At 55.1% G+C, this 16561-nt stretch carries 13 protein-coding genes; 5 read left to right on the top strand and 8 right to left on the bottom strand.

Going from position 1 to position 16561, the window contains the following annotated elements; genetic code table 11:
• Positions 1-181 precede the first annotated feature (181 nt).
• From G5149_RS16955 to G5149_RS16935, 5 genes are all read right to left on the bottom strand, one after another.
• Positions 182-1423, bottom strand: a complete 1242-nt coding sequence (locus tag G5149_RS16955) for a tyrosine-type recombinase/integrase (RefSeq protein WP_279962148.1) — start codon at positions 1421-1423, stop codon at positions 182-184.
• A gap of 490 nt (positions 1424-1913) precedes the next feature.
• Positions 1914-2348, bottom strand: a complete 435-nt coding sequence (locus G5149_RS16950; RefSeq protein WP_043130272.1) for a DUF2787 family protein — start codon at positions 2346-2348, stop codon at positions 1914-1916.
• Positions 2345-2965 carry a hypothetical protein gene (locus G5149_RS16945; RefSeq protein ID WP_279962149.1) on the bottom strand — a complete coding sequence of 207 codons (621 nt, stop codon included), beginning with the start codon at positions 2963-2965 and terminating at the stop codon, positions 2345-2347. The genes G5149_RS16950 and G5149_RS16945 overlap by 4 nt, the downstream gene beginning before the upstream one ends.
• Before the next feature lie 22 nt (positions 2966-2987).
• Positions 2988-3290, bottom strand: coding sequence for a YkvA family protein (locus G5149_RS16940; protein WP_279962150.1), 303 nt, complete (start codon positions 3288-3290; stop codon positions 2988-2990).
• A complete protein-coding gene (locus G5149_RS16935) occupies positions 3287-3835 on the bottom strand; it encodes a hypothetical protein (RefSeq protein ID WP_143239030.1) in 549 nt (182 codons plus the stop codon). The genes G5149_RS16940 and G5149_RS16935 overlap by 4 nt, the downstream gene beginning before the upstream one ends.
• Before the next feature lie 655 nt (positions 3836-4490).
• Between G5149_RS16935 and G5149_RS16930 the strand changes: the two genes are divergently transcribed.
• The 3 genes from G5149_RS16930 (at position 4491) to G5149_RS16920 (ending at position 6691) form a co-directional block, all read left to right on the top strand.
• Positions 4491-4766, top strand: coding sequence for a HEPN domain-containing protein (locus tag G5149_RS16930; protein WP_223954878.1), 276 nt, complete (start codon positions 4491-4493; stop codon positions 4764-4766).
• 134 nt (positions 4767-4900) lie between these two features.
• A complete protein-coding gene (locus G5149_RS16925) occupies positions 4901-5641 on the top strand; it encodes a PilZ domain-containing protein (protein ID WP_223954879.1) in 741 nt (246 codons plus the stop codon).
• 68 nt (positions 5642-5709) lie between these two features.
• Positions 5710-6691, top strand: a protein-coding gene (locus tag G5149_RS16920; RefSeq protein ID WP_000019402.1) for an IS5-like element IS5 family transposase whose coding sequence is annotated in 2 segments (ribosomal slippage) — positions 5710-5769 and positions 5771-6691 — 981 coding nt in all. Because the reading frame shifts where the segments join, the coding sequence is not laid out codon by codon here.
• Positions 6692-6799: 108 nt separating this feature from the next.
• Here the strand turns inward: G5149_RS16920 and G5149_RS16915 are convergent.
• The gene (locus G5149_RS16915; RefSeq protein ID WP_143239059.1) at positions 6800-7060 is read right to left on the bottom strand and encodes a hypothetical protein; all 261 of its coding nucleotides are present in this window, start codon (positions 7058-7060) and stop codon (positions 6800-6802) included.
• A 723-nt stretch (positions 7061-7783) separates the two neighbouring features.
• Here G5149_RS16915 and rraB point away from each other — a divergent pair.
• Positions 7784-8119 carry a ribonuclease E inhibitor RraB gene (gene rraB, locus G5149_RS16910; protein ID WP_421213137.1) on the top strand — a complete coding sequence of 112 codons (336 nt, stop codon included), beginning with the start codon at positions 7784-7786 and terminating at the stop codon, positions 8117-8119.
• A gap of 56 nt (positions 8120-8175) precedes the next feature.
• On the opposite strand, the gene G5149_RS16905 is transcribed toward rraB, so the two are convergent.
• Complete coding sequence (locus G5149_RS16905) at positions 8176-10128, bottom strand: EAL and GGDEF domain-containing protein (protein WP_419772926.1); 1953 nt, start codon at positions 10126-10128, stop codon at positions 8176-8178.
• Between the two features lie 185 nt (positions 10129-10313).
• On the opposite strand from G5149_RS16905, the gene G5149_RS16900 reads away from it, so the two are divergent.
• Positions 10314-10808: a hypothetical protein gene (locus tag G5149_RS16900; protein WP_216980216.1), complete on the top strand. Its 495-nt coding sequence runs from the start codon at positions 10314-10316 to the stop codon at positions 10806-10808.
• Between the two features lie 70 nt (positions 10809-10878).
• On the opposite strand, the gene G5149_RS16895 is transcribed toward G5149_RS16900, so the two are convergent.
• On the bottom strand, positions 10879-16561 hold a 5683-nt coding region (locus tag G5149_RS16895), incomplete at its 5' end, for a type I secretion C-terminal target domain-containing protein (protein WP_421213078.1).

The raw sequence follows: 16561 nt of genomic DNA, 5'->3' as shown, positions 1-16561 counted from the left end.
GGTACAAGCTCTCACTGCTATGTAGATGGGTAAGGAGCTTTGTGAGCAACCGGTGAGAAGCGGTTGAGTGGCCCAGGAAGGCCGGTCAGGGCAGGTTGTCGCTGTTGGTGAGCTAACACCACGCCTCGGGCGGCTAAACCGTGATATCGGTATCTCACCCAGCCGTGAGATACCGATGTTTCTAGCTGGCCTGAACCCACTCGCCCTCTTCGGGAAGTGGCAACGGCTTGGATGGTACAGAGCTGGTCAGGGCATCATGGATGCAGTTGGCTATTTTCTGGCTGGTCTGTTGCATCCGAGTGTTATGCAGGTGAGCATAACGCAGTGATGTCTGACTGCTCCGGTGGCCTAGCTGGGATTGCACATCAAACAAGGTGCCGCCGTTGGAGACAATCAGCGCCGCGACCGAATGACGGCAGGTGTGCAGACAAACCCCCTCCTTATCTATGCCGGCTCGCGCCAGCATTCGCTGAAAACCCTTGGTGGGATTTTGCAATGGCTGCCCTTGCCGCTTGCCTGGAAACAGATAGGGATTTCCCTGTGTCACCGGTAAGTAGTTCAACAGCTCCACCGCCATATGGTTCAGGTGCAACACACGGCTATGGCCGTTCTTGGTGTGTGGAATATATAGGGTCTTGTCCTCCTTGTTGTAGTGCTGCCATTTGGCCCTTGCCAGCTCGGCCCGGCGCAAGCCGGTGAGCAGCAACATCTTGACGTACTGACCGGTATAGAAACTCTCATGCTGATCAGCAGCCCGGAACAGGCGACGGATTTCATCTGGAGTGAAGTAGCGTTCGCGCCGATTGTTCTCTCGCAGCAACGACACCAGGGCTGCGGGATTCTCTTTAATCAGCCCGGCACGGGCTGCCCAGGTCATGATGGCCTTGAGCAATGCCAAGACGCGATTGCAGGTGGCCGGAGTGAGGCGCTTGAGCAACATCTGTTGCATGTTCTGGATGCGCGTAACGGTGATCTCTTCCGGTATCAGATTGCCGAAGATTGGCCGTAGGTGATTACGAAAGCGATGTTCATCCGTTTTCCAACTGCGATTTCTCGATTGCAGATAGGGGAGATAATCCTCCTGAAACAAATTGCTCAGGGTCTTCTGGTTGCGCTTGTCCTCCTTGACCTGTTGCGGGTCAACGCCTTCGGCGATCTTGCGTTTGTAGTCGAGCGCGAGCTTACGAGCCGCGCTGACATCCAATGTGGGATAGTGCCCGAGGGCAATCGCCCGTTTGCGCCCATGTATTTGATAGCGCAGCAGGAACTTGCGGCGGCCTTCCCCTTTGCCCACCAGACAGCGCAGACCGGTCACGTCGGTATCGGAATACTCCGCTTCGGTACTGCGAGCGTCATCTGGGTTAGGAGGCAGATCGGCAATCCGCCGATTGGTGAATTTAAATCGGGTAGGTGTTTCGTTCATGGTTCGCTCCTCAACATGTGAGCTGGTTAGACACGGCATAGGCCCCCTTCACAGTGGAAAGGAGGTCTAATCCCCGTCTCTGGCTTGGCGATCAAAATGGTCGTTGCTCATCGCGCCTTGGCCTGGTTGGCCCGGCACGATGACAACGCGGGAAAGGTGAGTGAACAGATGGCCGCCCCGGTCGCTACCCGGTCCGATCCCGTAAAAATGCTACCGAGCCCCGTGTCCGCCCCGCACAAACGGGGGGAAACGGGGCGCGTTTTTCCCTTTGAGTGATTAGACTTTTCCATCTCAACCCCGTGAACCCGCGAAATTTGCGGAAAAATGGGTGAGTTAATGAATTGGTCGGGTTGCCCCGCATATTCACGGCAAGCCCCGTGCCCGCCCCGCACAAACGGGGGGAAACGGGGCGCGTTTTTCCCTTGGAGAGATTGGGTAAATCGACGCCAACCCCGTGAACCCGCGAAATTTGCGCATTAATAGGGAGGGATCATTCAGTGGCTACCGTGATCGCATAGACACCCAGCGACAGGTAGGTGAGGAAATTGCCCTCCCATAATTCATAGAACTCACCCAACTCAGACAACGGCACCACATGCGCATAGGCAATCAGCCCTTCCTGGCTTGAGAAGTCAAAATCAACCTCCTTAGCCAATTCGGCATAGTCACCCATGCCGACATAGGAAAAGTCCGTCATATAGACCAAGGACCATAGATTTCCTCGGCGTTGTAGACGGATTTCCACCGGATGAAAGCCACCACTCTCCGGACCATAACCCGGATCACGAAAGTTCATCGTGACAGCACGGGCTTGGGGCCATGTGGGATGGTGCGTGTTCAGCAGGTCGGTCAGACATACTGCGAACTGGCGTGAAACCGGCAGAGGGAGCCCCTGCCAGTTCAGTGCTATGTCACGGTTGCTCATTGTTGGGCCTCCTCACTGGCCGCCGGGTCTGCGGTTTCAACTTCACCCCCTGTCTCATCCATCATGTCTGACAAACCGGCCTGGTCGTTGGCTGTTTCCAAAAACGGGGGCTCATTGCCTTTCTCGATGGTTATCTCATCGGTCGTGTCATCTTGGCCCTTCTGCCCCTTGGCTTTTCCCTTGCGAGCCTGTTTATCCATATTGGCCGGTTCATCCAACTGAGTTGACCAGTCGCTGAGGGATAGGCCGACCCGGTGGAACGGCGAGTTGGGCTCGGCGGCGACCAGCAACTTTTCAGATCGCAGGATGGCGGCGAGGAAACCGTGGTTATTGGCACTGCCTCGAACAAACAGCGCCTTGAGCGCTACCGATTTGAATGGCGCATCCTTGAGGATGTCCAGTAGTGCCAGGATGTCATCGAGCGATAACCAGTGCTTGCTGAACAGGCCGCCCGTGTCGTTGGCGGTAATGCGAAGGGCGTAGCGACCTTCATCGTTCTTGCCCACGTCGTAGTGCAGCAAACCACTGGCCCGAGCGCTGATCTTCGGGGCCTTGGAGGATTTAATAACAGTCCAGACCGGAGCAGCCGACGCTGCCGGTTGTGTGGCTTTAGCCATAATGAAATTCCTTCTGAAGGGATTACTTGAAGAAGTCAGCCGCTTTGCTGCGATGACCTTGATGGATATAACTGCCTAACGAGGCAATGGCACCGCTAATGACCCCCAGGTCATCGGTGAGCCCCACGCCGGGGATAAAGTCCGGTACGGCATCGACCGGACAGAGCAAATAGGCGAGTGCGCTGACCACGATGGTCTTGACCCACACAGGCGTCTGCTCGTCAGCCATCAACAGGTAGAGCAAGACGGCCTGCTCAACCAGCAGCTTCATGCCCTTGATATGCTTGAGCTTGGCGAGTAGCGAGGAGCGGTTGATCTCGGTCATGCGACCCACTCCCCATCCCACTCTGACTCTAGCGCCAGACTGACCACGCCATCGCAGATATCCAGGACCGGACCAGTGTTCCGGGCGGTGACGTTGAGCAACTTGAACACCGGATGGTCTTTATCGTGCAGCGCCACTTGTGTGCCCTCCAGAGCAATCCAGCGCTCCGGTAACGGCAACCAGTAGACGGCCTGCTCGGCGCTGTCCGTGGTAAAGCTGCTGTCACCCATATTCCAGATCTCTTCAAAAATGCCGTTGTCCAGGTCATGGGTAGCCTGACCGGAAAAGCGAGCAATCGACAGCACCAACTGCCCTATCTGATTAGAGGGCAGTTGGTGCAAGGTGTAAGTGTTGGTGTGACTGAAGATGGCAACCAATACCGGCAGACCGGGCATTGGCAATGATTCCGGTACATAACGACCGTGGATGCGGATAGCTTTGACCAGTTGATGATGGCGCAGCAGTGCCCGCGACAGGGTATCCAGATAATCCTGAGTCGCGTTTTTGCCTTCGCCAATGGCATCGAACAATGAAAGTTCAGACATGGATGTTCTCCTTGGATGTTCCCGGACCGGAATGGTCATGGGTTATCCAGAGATTCATATATGTTTGAGGATTGGGCTTTTACGGGAATGGGAGAGCAGGAAATCAGGATGACCAGCAATTGATAGCGGATGAGCGGTGATTTTGAAAAAGGCCATGCAGGGAAAGTGAGGGCTTCCCGCGTGTTGATGCTGTCCATCACCCTCTAATTCGGATTAGTTTGTTGATCTTGCTCAGAAAACTACAATTCCCCTCTTTTGTGTCATCTATCTGAAGCGCTAGGATAATCGTTTGGAACTGCCTCTCCTGAATCACCCATGAGCCAGGCTGGAGAAACGCCCTAGGTAAAAAACAGCAGACTGAAGGTTGTAATTCAGGAGCGGTAGCTTAGGCACAACTCGGGAGCCATGCGACCACGTTAGGAGGCAGCGATTATCCCAGTGGACTGACTTGTCAGCTGTTTTTTTATACAGTGGTAGTGATAGCGCAAATATAGGGGGGCAAACGAATGCGTTTGAGCGTCAGAGGTAGACTGGTAATGCTATGATTTAATTTTGATTTTTGCTTGGCGGTGATGAAAATGGGGCGGAGTTATATGGAAGGCTCTGTTAACGGATTAGTACCGCCTTCCATCTAATCACTGTCAGAGATTACAAGATGTCCCTTGCCAAAACCGCATTCGAGCACGGAATAAAAGACGCCGAAGAACTCCTTGCTCACTTTGACGCCATGAACGCAAATCCTCCGCCACCAAACGCCGAAGTCTTGAAGCGCGCGGGGCTGGTCATGGCACTAACGGCATGGGAAACATACGTAGAAGACCGAGTAACAGAAGGTGTCCAAAAGCGCCTTGCTGCTGTCGCCGGTAGCTATGTCGGAAATTTCATCCTGAAAAAACTGCAGGTTGAGCTATGTGAATTGTATGAATCCTGAGTATCATATCCTGGCTGTGGTGGCATACAGATAAAAATAGTTATTAACTTCGCCCTGGAATATGAAATATGATTTGAAGAATATTTTTTTTGATGTCACATGCAATAATATGTTTTTCTTTATATGAGGTGCCAGTGAAAACTGTAAAAAAGAAACTGAGGGAAATAAAGGACTCTGGGTACATTATTATTGGGTCTGATATCTTATTACACCTTAATCCTTCTAGTAAGGCGGGAATACAAATTAGACAACCTACAGGAACGACAAAAAGACTTTCTGCTTTTTTTGTTGGTATGGATAGACAGCCCCGCCTGTACTTTTCTTTCCCATCAGCCAGTCGGGATGAGATGCTTTCTATATGCCACCCCGGATACAAAGTTCATGCCTCCGTTTTATGTGAGAAAGGAATTGGCTCCATCGTTTATTTTGATGGAGTGATTGATAAGGTTGGAACCGAGCCAGCTATTATAACAACTGATGTGCCAGAATATATTACAGTGAATCATATCCGCAAGGAGGCTCGTTATCCAGTCTCTATTTTTGGATGGTCTATCGTTGGTGAGGGAGTAAGGTTACCACTTAAGCTTATCGATATATCAACATATGGATGTGCTTTTATAGTAAAGCATTTTCAATACCATTTAAAAATGGGTCAAGAAATTCAAATATTCTTTGATGATATTGAAATAGGGAAAAACATGACTCTTAGTGGATGTATATGTAATCAACGAAAGCTACTTGACTCTATTGTGTATGGAGTCAAGTTTGATTCGTTTGGTATTGAAAGTGGTAAGCACTTGTTTACATATCTTGAATTCAATGGGCAAATAATGGTTGCTCGTTATGGCTCTAACGAGTCTCACGATAACGCCTAGGGAAGGTGCGAACAAGTCCCTGATATGAGATCATGTTTGTCATCTGGAGCCATGAAAAAGGGTTCATCATGAGTCATCAGCTCACCTTCGCCGACAGTGAATTCAGCAGTAAGCGCCGTCAGACCAGATAAAGAGATTTTCTTGTCCCGCATGGAGCAGATTCTGCCATGGCAAAACATGGTGGAAGTCATCGAGCCGTTTTATCCCAAGGCTGGTAATGGCCGGCGACCTTATCCGCTGGAAACCATGCTACGCATTCACTGCATGCAACATTGGTACAACCTGAGCGATGGCGCGATGGAAGATGCTCTGTACGAAATCGCCTCCATGCGTCTGTTTGCCCGGTTATCCCTGGATAGCGCCTTGCCGGACCGCACCACCATCATGAATTTCCGCCACCTGCTGGAGCAGCATCAACTGGCCCGCCAATTGTTCAAGACCATCAATCGCTGGCTGGCCGAAGCAGGCGTCATGATGACTCAAGGCACCTTGGTCGATGCCACCATCATTGAGGCTCCCAGCTCGACCAAGAACAAAGAGCAGCAACGCGATCCGGAGATGCATCAGACCAAGAAAGGCAATCAGTGGCACTTTGGCATGAAGGCCCACATTGGTGTCGATGCCAAGAGTGGCCTGACCCACAGCCTAGTCACCACCGCGGCCAACGAGCATGACCTCAATCAGCTGGGTAATCTGCTGCATGGAGAGGAGCAATTTGTCTCAGCCGATGCCGGCTACCAAGGGGCGCCACAGCGCGAGGAGCTGGCCGAGGTGGATGTGGACTGGCTGATCGCCGAGCGCCCCGGCAAGGTAAGAACCTTGAAACAGCATCCACGCAAGAACAAAACGGCCATCAACATCGAATACATGAAAGCCAGCATCCGGGCCAAGGTGGAGCACCCGTTTCGCATCATCAAGCGACAGTTCGGCTTCGTGAAAGCCAGATACAAGGGGTTGCTGAAAAACGATAACCAACTGGCGATGTTATTCACGCTGGCCAACCTGTTTCGGGCGGACCAAATGATACGTCAGTGGGAGAGATCTCACTAAAAACTGGGAATAACGCCTTAAATGGCGAAGAAACGGTCTAAATAGGCTGATTCAAGGCATTTACGGGAGAAAAAATCGGCTCAAACATGAAGAAATGAAATGACTGAGTCAGCCGAGAAGAATTTCCCCGCTTATTCGCACCTTCCCTAGTTGATCTTGATAACTGGTTCCTGTCATATGTCCTTGTCCATCAAAATGGGAAGCGGTTCCATCCTGATGTTCCATTGTTCGCTCAACCGGGGATGCTTCAAAAGGCGCATAAGTAATACTGCCCATACCATATGCATTCGGACACGTTAAGCCAATTAATTGGCCATTACTGTAAAAACTCTGCGTACCAAAACGAGTTGCCATCTTGATAAATGCCATATCATTGGCTCCTTATGCCTACTCTATATCTATGTAAACAGTATGGATTAACGCTAACAAGATTCGGCACATAACTCAATGAGGGCCATGGGGTCCACAGTATCTTCCATGACTGTCCGGGAAGCAGCCCCTCTGCGATAACCGGGATTCGGCTCACGACACAACCTGTATAACGTAGAGTTGGCAGGGAGGGCACGTGTTGTTTGTAAGAAGTGGGAGTCATTTCAGGGGAGGGAGGCGTACTTTGCTATCGGTTGTCAGATGAAGCAGCGGAGCAGGAGGCGGGGATTATTAATCCCGAGCTCGGTGAGCAACCTTGCCAGAGATTGACCAGAGACGCATAACAAAAAGGCCTCGCATTGAAAGCGAAGCCTTGTGGGGTGTGCTATCCAGAGCTGTGGTATGGAAACTGTCATGGGGATTTTCAATCCCCTGCTCTACCGACTGAGCTATCTGGGCAACGGCGCGCATTAAACCCTTTCCTGCGCAGAGTGTCAACCATGATGGCACGATAAAAAGCGCGTTCGCTCAACAACTGAACGCCATGGCCATATATCACCCATTTCAGTCCCTTTTCCCACACTTGCTGGCCCCTGCATGCCTACAGGCAGCGTCAATATGATAGAAATTAGAGGGTCAGCAGGTCAGCCACATTGAGCCGAATCCACTCTGCGAGTATGCTTTGCCGCAATGATACCGCCTGGAGGCAACATGAGTCTGAATATGCAAGAGTGGCATGATGAGACCACCGAGATCGTCAACGAACTGCTGGCCGATGGCAGCAATCCCGATGCGGATTACGACATCGAGCACCACTTCGCCTGCCAGGATTTCGACCGTTTGGAAAAAGCAGCGGTTGACCTGTTCAAGGCCGGATTTGAAGTGACCGATGCCGAAGAGATGGAGCTGGATGACGGCGCCACCATCTTCTGCTTCGATGCCACCATCGAGTGCAAACTGGATGTCGAAGCCATCGTTGCCGATATCGAAAAGATGCTGCCCATCCTGGAAAAATACGGGGTGGACTACGATGGCTGGGGCACCTACTTTCAGGATTGATCCCTGCCACAAACAGAGAGGCCACCTGTGGGTGGCCTCTCTGTTATTGCAGACTGTCACAAATAACTGGCGGCAAACTGGTCGGGCGGCAACGGAGGGCTGAACAGATAGCCCTGTAGCCGATCACAACCCGCCTGGGTCAGCCACAACTGCTGCTCGACGGTTTCCACCCCTTCTGCAGTAATGCGGATCCCCAGCTCATGGCCAAGTCCGATGACCGATCGCACGATGGCGGTGGTGGCACTGTTGCTGACCAACCCCTGGGTGAAGCTGCGATCCAGCTTGAGCGTGGCGACCTTGAGCCTTGGCAGATAGGCCAGCGAGCAATACCCGGTACCGAAATCATCGATGGCCAGTTGAAAACCGGCGGCGATCAGGTTATCCAGGTTGGTCTCAATCTCATCGGCATTCTCCATCAAGACTCCTTCAGTGATCTCCAGCTCCAGCTGGCCTGCATTCAGACCATGACGGGCAATGCAGCCCTGCACCAGCTTGCAGAGCGCCGGATCACGAAACTGCAACGGCGAAAGGTTGATGGAGAGCACCATATCCGACCGAGCGGTTTGCCACTGGGCCAACTGAGCACACCCCAACTCCAGCATCAGCTGACCAAGTTGGCCGATGATCCCCATCTCTTCCGCCAGTGGAATGAACTCTTCCGGCGAGATCATGCCAAGTTCAGGATGCGGCCAGCGGCAAAGTAATTCTGCGCCACAAAGCTGATGGGTTGTGCTGCTGATAATGGGTTGATAGACGGCAATCAGCTGGGATGACTTGATGGCGAGCGGCAACTGGGCGGCGATCAGCTGGCGCCGCTTAAGTCTCGCCTGCAGATAAGGATCAAACAGGGTGCAGTACTGCTGCTGCCGCTTGCCCTGCGCCAACGCTGCTTCGGCGTGGCTAAGCAACCGCTCGGCATCGTTTGCCCGCCCCTGAGCCAACCCCAGAAACACCGGGATCTGGATACGATGCTCTTCCACCTGATAGAACTCCATCAACTGCTGCTGCAGATGCTGGTTCCACTCCAGCAAAGGCTCGTTGAACTCGGGAAGTAGCAGACAAAAGTCATCGGCAGCCACACGGCAAAGCAGGGTTCGCGGCGGAACCAACTGCTGTAGTCGCTTGGCCACCTGGCTCAGCAGGCGATCGGCAATCCGGATCCCGAAACGATCGTTAACCTCACGAAAGTGGTGCAGATCGACCAGCACCAGCGTGGCGCTGCGGCCCCCCAAATGGCGGCTGGTCTGCAAGAAACGGGAGAGTTTGAGCAGCCCAGTGAGGCTGTCGTAGTGCTGCTCCTGCTGCAACTGCGCCTGGGTGGTCCGCAAGCCGGTGATATCGCGTCCCAGCGTCAGGATCCCGAGGGAGTGACCATCACCATCGGGGACATCGACCCGGGTGATCTCCATGTGCCGCCCCTGCCCGCTGGCATCCAGCAGGCAACATTCGCCGCGGCCCATCCCTTGGGGGGCCGCCAACCGATATGGTATCTGCTGACCCAGCACCTCATCCGCCCCCTGACCAATAAAGTCGAGAAATGCCTGGTTACACTCCAGCAACACCCCGTTGTGATCATCGAAACGGATCAGGTCAGGGATGGCATCGAGCAGAAAACGCTGCAACAACTGCTGTTTTTTGACCGTCTGTTCCAGGTGCTTGCGCTGGGCAATCTCGTTGACCATTCCGAATACGGCATATGGCTCACCCTGAGCCGTGTAAAGCGGGATCTTGTGCACCTCCATCCAGCAGGTCTCACCGCCCCGGTTGCAGTGCAACTGTTGATGAAGCAAGGGACCCCCCCCCGTCAGCAACTGCGCATCCTCAATGCGAAATACATCACCCCATGGCATCTCTGCATCACTCTTGCCGACCACCTCGGCGGGTGAACCCAGCCTGGCCTCAATGGCAAATTCACGATTGGCAAACAGGTAGCGACCATGCCTATCACGACAAAAGATACTCATTGGCAACTGGTCGATGATCTGCTGCAGCAGATCCGGGGTAAGCATGTTGGTCACAGAGGCGCTTATGGAGGAATTTCGAGCAAATCTATGATAGCAAACCAATTTTGTAAAGCACCCCCGGTAACCCCTTCGTTCACACCGATGCAGCACGCATGCTGACAGAGGTTGTCGCTCAGGTGATAATAGGCACCGGTTGGCCAATGGCCTGATAAATGGACGAGAGAAGCAAGATGAAAAAGATGATGGGGTGCGCATTGGCGCTGTTGCTGGCGGGTTGTGCTGGTGACAATAACGGTGGTGAGGAGTATCGCTACAATCCGCCGGTCGCCAAAGCGACCAACAATACCCAGGAGATGGCGATCCCGGTGGATCTGGTATGGGCTCGCGCCGAGAAATGGTTCACCGATCACGGCCTCACCATCGAAAACAGTCAGCGCGGTGCCGGCCTGATGACCGCCAATGTCAACCAATCAGCCGACGGACTGGAGTGGCTGGACTGCGGTACCATGGGTTCAAAAGTAGCACTGGGCAACCCGAACCTGCAGATCAACCTGATCATCACCCAGAGCGGCAACAGCAGCGTGGCCACTGTCAACGTCAAGGGCAACACCGAGCTGTTCTTTGTTGAATCCTCAGGCGAGCGCGTACCAGCCCCGTCCATCAAGCCGGTCTGTGTCTCCCGCGGCTCTCTGGAGCAGAGCCTGTTCGCCACCCTCGGCAACTGATTTCACTTACCTGCAAAGATAAAAAAAGCGGCAGATTACTCTGCCGCTTTTTTATTGCCCCGAGTTGGGCTTACTTGTCGATATCGAGCATGTTGTTAGTCAACATGTAATCGATCACCTGGTTGGCAGTGGTACCGGCCCCCCCCGTCAGACTATCGAAGGTATGGTTCATCAGTACAATCTCCTGAGTCACCGGCGCAGTACTGCTCTCCTTGACCTGTAGATGTACCCCCTCATTGTCCTGGAACACCGACAGCAGGCTCTTCAGATCGTTCTGGTTACGAGAACCATCGTGATCCAGCAGGTCGCTCAGATCCAGCTTGTCACCTTCCGCCTTGGAGAAGTCGACCACGTAATCCTTGGCAACGCTGCCTGCGGCTGTGTCGCCCTGCAGCCAGGTGAAGGTATCGGCACCGCCATCCCCCTTGAGGATGTCATTGCCAAGCCCGCCGACCAGGATGTCATTGCCCAGACCGCCGATCAGGTTATCGTCGCCGATTCCACCAAACAGGGTATCGTTGCCACTGCCACCGTACAGGGTATCGTTACCGCTCTCGCCATACAGGGTGTCGTTGCCGGCACCACCGAACAGGATGTCGTTGCCGGCACCACCGAACAGGAAGTCATCGCCCCCCTGACCGAACAGGATGTCGTTGCCATCCCCACCAATTAGCACGTCCGCCTTGTCATTGCTGGAGGACTGATCGAACTCGCTGGCATGGTCCGTGATGTAGTCATGGACCTGGGCATCGGTCACCGAGCCTGCGCCCAGCTTGCCGGCCACATACTGCTTGATGGCCGCGTAGCCTTCACCATTGATACCGGCGAAGTGGATGGCATCCCCGAACAGGATATCGTCGCCAGCACCGCCGTCGATCCGGTCACTGCCCGGCAGGTTGTTCACCGACGTGCCCAGAATAGCGTTGGCCAAATCGCTGGCGTTGACGCCGGTCATGATGACGCCGTCAGAGTCGTAGGACTTGAGATCGTTGTAGGAGATGTTGGCCCCCAGTCCGATCGCTTCTACCGTAACCCCCATCCCTGTAAGCAGCCCAAAACCTGCTACCGAGTTATTGATAGTTGAGCTGGAGGTAGTGCCGCCATCACCATCCAGTGTTGAGTAGGTATATCCCCCTCTACCATCCGGACGCATAAAACCAATCGGGTTGCTGTATCTACCATCGGCATACACTCGGCCAGCGCTATCGATGATGGTGTAGCCATTGGAGCTATATACCCGACCCGGAATATAGGTGCCACCAAGCAGACTGTTGAGATAGACGTCATAGTTGCTACCTGAGAAATTCAATACCCTCGGGTTGGAACCTTCGTTACCGAGGTAATAAGTCGGCTGACCATCGGTAATGAAATAGGTCAGATTCTTGGCATTACTGTTACTTTGAGCCGTAGAACTACTGAACCAGTTGGCAACCGTCTTGAACACATCTTCATAGTTGGTACCCCCTCCGCTACTCATGGAATCGATTACAGCCTGCAGCTGATTCAAGGCATTGCTGTCTTTCAGGTTCACACTAATACTGGCATTCGACAGAGCATCAAAGTCAACCAGCATGATGTTGACTGTACCAGCCCCTTCGCTACCTGCGCTCGCCTTGAGGCTGGCGAAGATCTGTGCCAGCTGGCTCTTGATGGTGTTCATGGCGCTGGTGCCGATACTGCCCGAGCTGTCGATCATAAAGGCGATGTTGTAGTTCTGGCCCGGCAGCACCACGCTGCCATCCAGATCCCCGACCACAATATTGTGTTCGCTGCCATAGGTGCGGTTCTGATCGCCCGGCTCCCCTTCGGTAGAAAGGAAGTAGCTCATGCGGATCGAGTCCTGATCCGATGCGCTGCTGGTCTGATCGGTCGCCACTTCCTTGGCGATGGCTTCAACCTTGAGGTCGAACTGGCCGGCACTGCTGCCCGGCACCCGCAGGGTCAGACCGGTCAGTTTGATGTCCAGTGCACTCTGGTTCCACAGACCGCTCAGCGTCAGCGTGCCATTGGCCCCCACGGTACCGAGCGCGGTGGAGCCCTGATAGAGGGTCGACCCCGTCGGCATGCCGGTCAGCACCAGGCTGTCGAACTGCTCGCTACCATCCCGGTCAGTCAGGGAAGCAGTGATCTCGAGCGGGTAATCCACCACGCTCGGCTGTACCGCCGTCAGGGTGCCGTCGGTCTGGTTGAACTGGTAGATACCGTCATCAAACTGCACCTGCTCGATGTCGTAGAGCGACTTGCTGATGGTGACGCCGCTCTCCTTCACCAGGAAGTTGAAGCCGCCATCACTTCTGCGCTCGATGACATAGTTGGCACGCGAGCCCATCAGTACGGCCAGGTCGGTACCGGCACCGCCAAACAGGGTATCGCCACCCAGCCCGGCCACCAGGATATCGTTGCCGGTACCGCCGTCGAGGGTGTCACCTGAGGTGGAGTTACCACCGACCAGCACGTCATTGCCAGCACCGCCGACGAAGTAATCGCCGCCACCCTTAACGCTGACGATGTAGTCATTGCCGTTGCCACCCACCACTTGATCCTGACTGGTGGTGCTGTCGGTCAGACTATTGGTGATGCCAAAGTTGCCCTTGTTGAAGTTGCCGCTCTGGAACGCCCCGGTGGAGATGCCGGACGACGGGTACTGGGTATAAAGCGGGACGCCGTTGCCCGTCAGGCTGATGTCGACCACCGGCTTGTCCGCGACCGCCGTGATATCGATCACCAGCTTGCCTGAGTTACTCAGGTTGGCACCATCGCTGATCTGGTAACCCAGATTGGCGTAGTCCCCTTGCTGGTTGCCCGTCGTCGTACCGCCACCATTGAGGGCATTGCTGCTGGATTCATTGAGGCTAGGCACAAAGCGCAGATGGCCGCTGTCGATATCGGCGTAGGAGACAAGATCCCCCACCTTCACCGCAATCCACTGGCCAGCAGCGTTCAGGCATTCCAGCTTGCCGCTCAGCGGCAGGGTGTTGATCTGCACGCTCAGGTCAGAAGCGGCCTGATCATCGCTGGCACCAAACTGGGCCCACTTCAGCACCAGTGGCGTGTCCTCCTTGCCGGCACTGTAGCCACCCGTGGTCACCGGCGCCCGATCGTTGTCCACTATGGTGCCGGTCCCGCTCTGCCCACCGATGGTCACCGAGAGGGTCTCGTTCGTTTCGACCAAGCGATCGTTCACCGTCGGGATGGTCACAGTGAAGTCCGACACGCCGGCTGGTACTGTGATCTTGCCGGTAGTGCTGTTATAGGTCACGCCATTGCTGAACTGGGCATTGCCCCAATCTTGGTTGGAGGCGGGGTTGTTGCCCGAACCACGAATGGCGAAATCGTATTCAGTCGCTTCCTGGGTCGCATCTGACAGGGTGACTTTGTGCAGCAGATTGCCCCCTTCGGTTACGCTCTCGCTGGAAACTCCCTGAACCAGCGGCGTGAAGAGAGGCTTGGTTGCAAAGGAGCCAATGCTGGCGTCGCCGTCACCATCCACCACCCGGATCTGGAAGTCGATGTCACCATCACCCAGAGGTTTGGACATACGCTGATACTGGAAGAACTCCCACTTGCCTGTGGCCGGCGTAAACTCCAGCTTGAAGACGAGGTTGCCGTCCGCATCCTTCCCGACCAGGGTATTGGCGCCGCTGGCGGTGATGGCGATGGCAGAACCGGAAGCCGTTCGCAGACCATTTTCGAAGGTTGCCGGGTCCATTACCAGCCCGATGGAGCCCTTGCCGTCCGCCCCCCACTGCGGGGTCACGGTGCCGGAACCATAGGCGATTGCCTGCACCGTGTTGGAACCGAGGAACTCGATGCTCTGTACGGTGAAGTCGCTGTTGTCGGAGGTATTGATGTTGCCGTTGTTGGTCGCCTTGATCACCATGGTATCAAAGCCACCCTGCTGCACCTGGAAGTTCTGGTTGAACTCCCCACCCGATGCGTTGGAGTTGAATACCAGGGTACTGATCAGTACACCACCGCGATAGAACTCCACGACCCCGCTCTCGAGCTCGCCGCCAAACATCTTGCTGAACTTGATGTTGGCGCCGTAGGCAACCTTGCCTGCATCCAGCCTGACGATCAACTGCTCGGAGGCGGACGATCCGTCAGCAAAGTGACGGAAGTCAATCTCGTTGGCGAGGTTGTGGTAAGGCGCAGCTCCGCTGGCCACCCCCAGCCCCGAGCTGGAACCGTTGACCACCGCCGTTACCAGTGAGGAGTCTGTTGCCGACTTGAAGCCCAGGGCGCTGATAGTAAAGCCCGCCATGTTCAGAGTGCTCTGGTTGCCACTGTACTTGGTCAGGTCAAAGAGCCCGGTCAGCACGTTCGGAATATCGGTCTTCACCACGGAAACGGCATCGCTGTTGTCGGCAATGGGGGAGTCGTCCTCAACGCTGACATCCAGCTTGTCCTTGGTGACGCCGCTGCCATCGGAGACCTCCACATCCAGCTGGAACGACAACTTGTCTTCCGAGGTCGTATCCCCGTGGTCGAGGGGACCCTTGAGGGTCACGTCATAGGTCCACTCTCCCTTTCCACTGGCATTGGGTGCCGTCAGCTTGACCTCGACCACCGCCTTGTAATCGGCGCCGCCAATCACTCCTGTGTAGCCAACCAGCGTCTTGCTGCCCGCATCCCAGCTCCACTGGACCTTGGCCCCACCGGACGTCAGCCCGGCCGGTCCATTCAGGGAAATGTTGAGTGTGCTGCTGTCGATGTCGCCCACCGAGAGGGTACCCGACGCCTTGATGGCATTGGTGGTATCCGGGTTGCCGACCGTGTCGGCAATGCCGTTTGCCAACCCCTCTTCAGAGACGACAACCCCGTTGGAGATGCTCAGCGTCGGCAGATCGTTGACCGCATCCACCTTGATGGTCACGGTTGCGGGACTCGCATCCACGGCGCCGTCGTTGTCTACCGCCGCATAGTTGAAGCTGGTGTTGCCGTTCCAGTTCGCATTCGGAGTGAAGGTGAGCTTGCCGGCGTCCGCCACCGCAATGCTCTGATCCACGGTCACCGCCACCCCGTTCAGATAGAGGATGCCGTTGGCAGGCAGGCTCTTGATGGTGAAACTCACCACGTTGCCATCAATGTCGCTGCCACTGAGGGTCGGAATGGCGATGCTGGCGGCATCTTCCTGACCGTTTGCCTGTTTATTCACTGTCTCCGGCGCTTCATTCAGGATCTGCGCGTTGTCGCTGCCCGGCAGTGAGACGTTGCCCGCCTTGTCAGTCTGGGTTGCCGTCACCGTCAACGACTTGCCGTTGGCCGGGGTCGTCTCCGTCCAGCTGATGGTGCCGTTCTGATAGCCGTAGCTCTTGCCATTGCTTGCCAGCAGGGTGCCATCGGCCTTGAGCGTCAATTGGACAGTGCTGTTCACCCCGCCATTGTTGATAGTCAGCGTCACCTTGCCACCCGCAACCAAGTCAGCATGATTGACCTCTGCCCGAACCTGGATCTGATCATTGCCAATCTCGGCCTTGGTCAGCATTTGGTCATTATTGGTGTCATCAACGATGGTCACGGTCGGTGCTGAGGAAGCTACGCTGTCCAGGATCGCATTCTCGCTGTCGCTCGCCGGGTTGCCCGCCTGGTCGGTCACGTCCGCCTTCACGGTGAACTTGCCATCCGCCAGGCCGCTGGCGCCCAGGTTCACGGTGGTGCTGAACTTGCCGCCGGTCACGGTCGCCTCGAAGGTCACCGACTTGCCGTTCACGTCGGTCACGGTCAGGGTGACCTTCTGGCCATCTTCCACG

This window comes from Aeromonas sp. 600479, from assembly GCF_049175515.1.
Lineage (GTDB): Bacteria > Pseudomonadota > Gammaproteobacteria > Enterobacterales > Aeromonadaceae > Aeromonas > Aeromonas veronii_A.
The sequence above is the reverse complement of the archived record's forward strand: the minus strand, read 5'-3'. Positions and strand labels throughout refer to the sequence as shown.

Excerpts from the sequence above, each read along its gene's own strand:
- G5149_RS16955 (WP_279962148.1), bottom strand. The coding sequence starts at position 1,423 with ATGAACGAAACACCTACCCGATTTAAATTCACCAATCGGCGGATTGCC.
- G5149_RS16950 (WP_043130272.1), bottom strand. The coding sequence starts at position 2,348 with ATGAGCAACCGTGACATAGCACTGAACTGGCAGGGGCTCCCTCTGCCG.
- G5149_RS16945 (WP_279962149.1), bottom strand. The coding sequence starts at position 2,965 with ATGGCTAAAGCCACACAACCGGCAGCGTCGGCTGCTCCGGTCTGGACT.
- G5149_RS16940 (WP_279962150.1), bottom strand. The coding sequence starts at position 3,290 with ATGACCGAGATCAACCGCTCCTCGCTACTCGCCAAGCTCAAGCATATC.
- G5149_RS16935 (WP_143239030.1), bottom strand. The coding sequence starts at position 3,835 with ATGTCTGAACTTTCATTGTTCGATGCCATTGGCGAAGGCAAAAACGCG.
- G5149_RS16930 (WP_223954878.1), top strand. The coding sequence starts at position 4,491 with ATGTCCCTTGCCAAAACCGCATTCGAGCACGGAATAAAAGACGCCGAA.
- G5149_RS16915 (WP_143239059.1), bottom strand. The coding sequence starts at position 7,060 with ATGGCATTTATCAAGATGGCAACTCGTTTTGGTACGCAGAGTTTTTAC.
- rraB (WP_421213137.1), top strand. The coding sequence starts at position 7,784 with ATGCAAGAGTGGCATGATGAGACCACCGAGATCGTCAACGAACTGCTG.
- G5149_RS16905 (WP_419772926.1), bottom strand. The coding sequence starts at position 10,128 with ATGCTTACCCCGGATCTGCTGCAGCAGATCATCGACCAGTTGCCAATG.
- G5149_RS16900 (WP_216980216.1), top strand. The coding sequence starts at position 10,314 with ATGAAAAAGATGATGGGGTGCGCATTGGCGCTGTTGCTGGCGGGTTGT.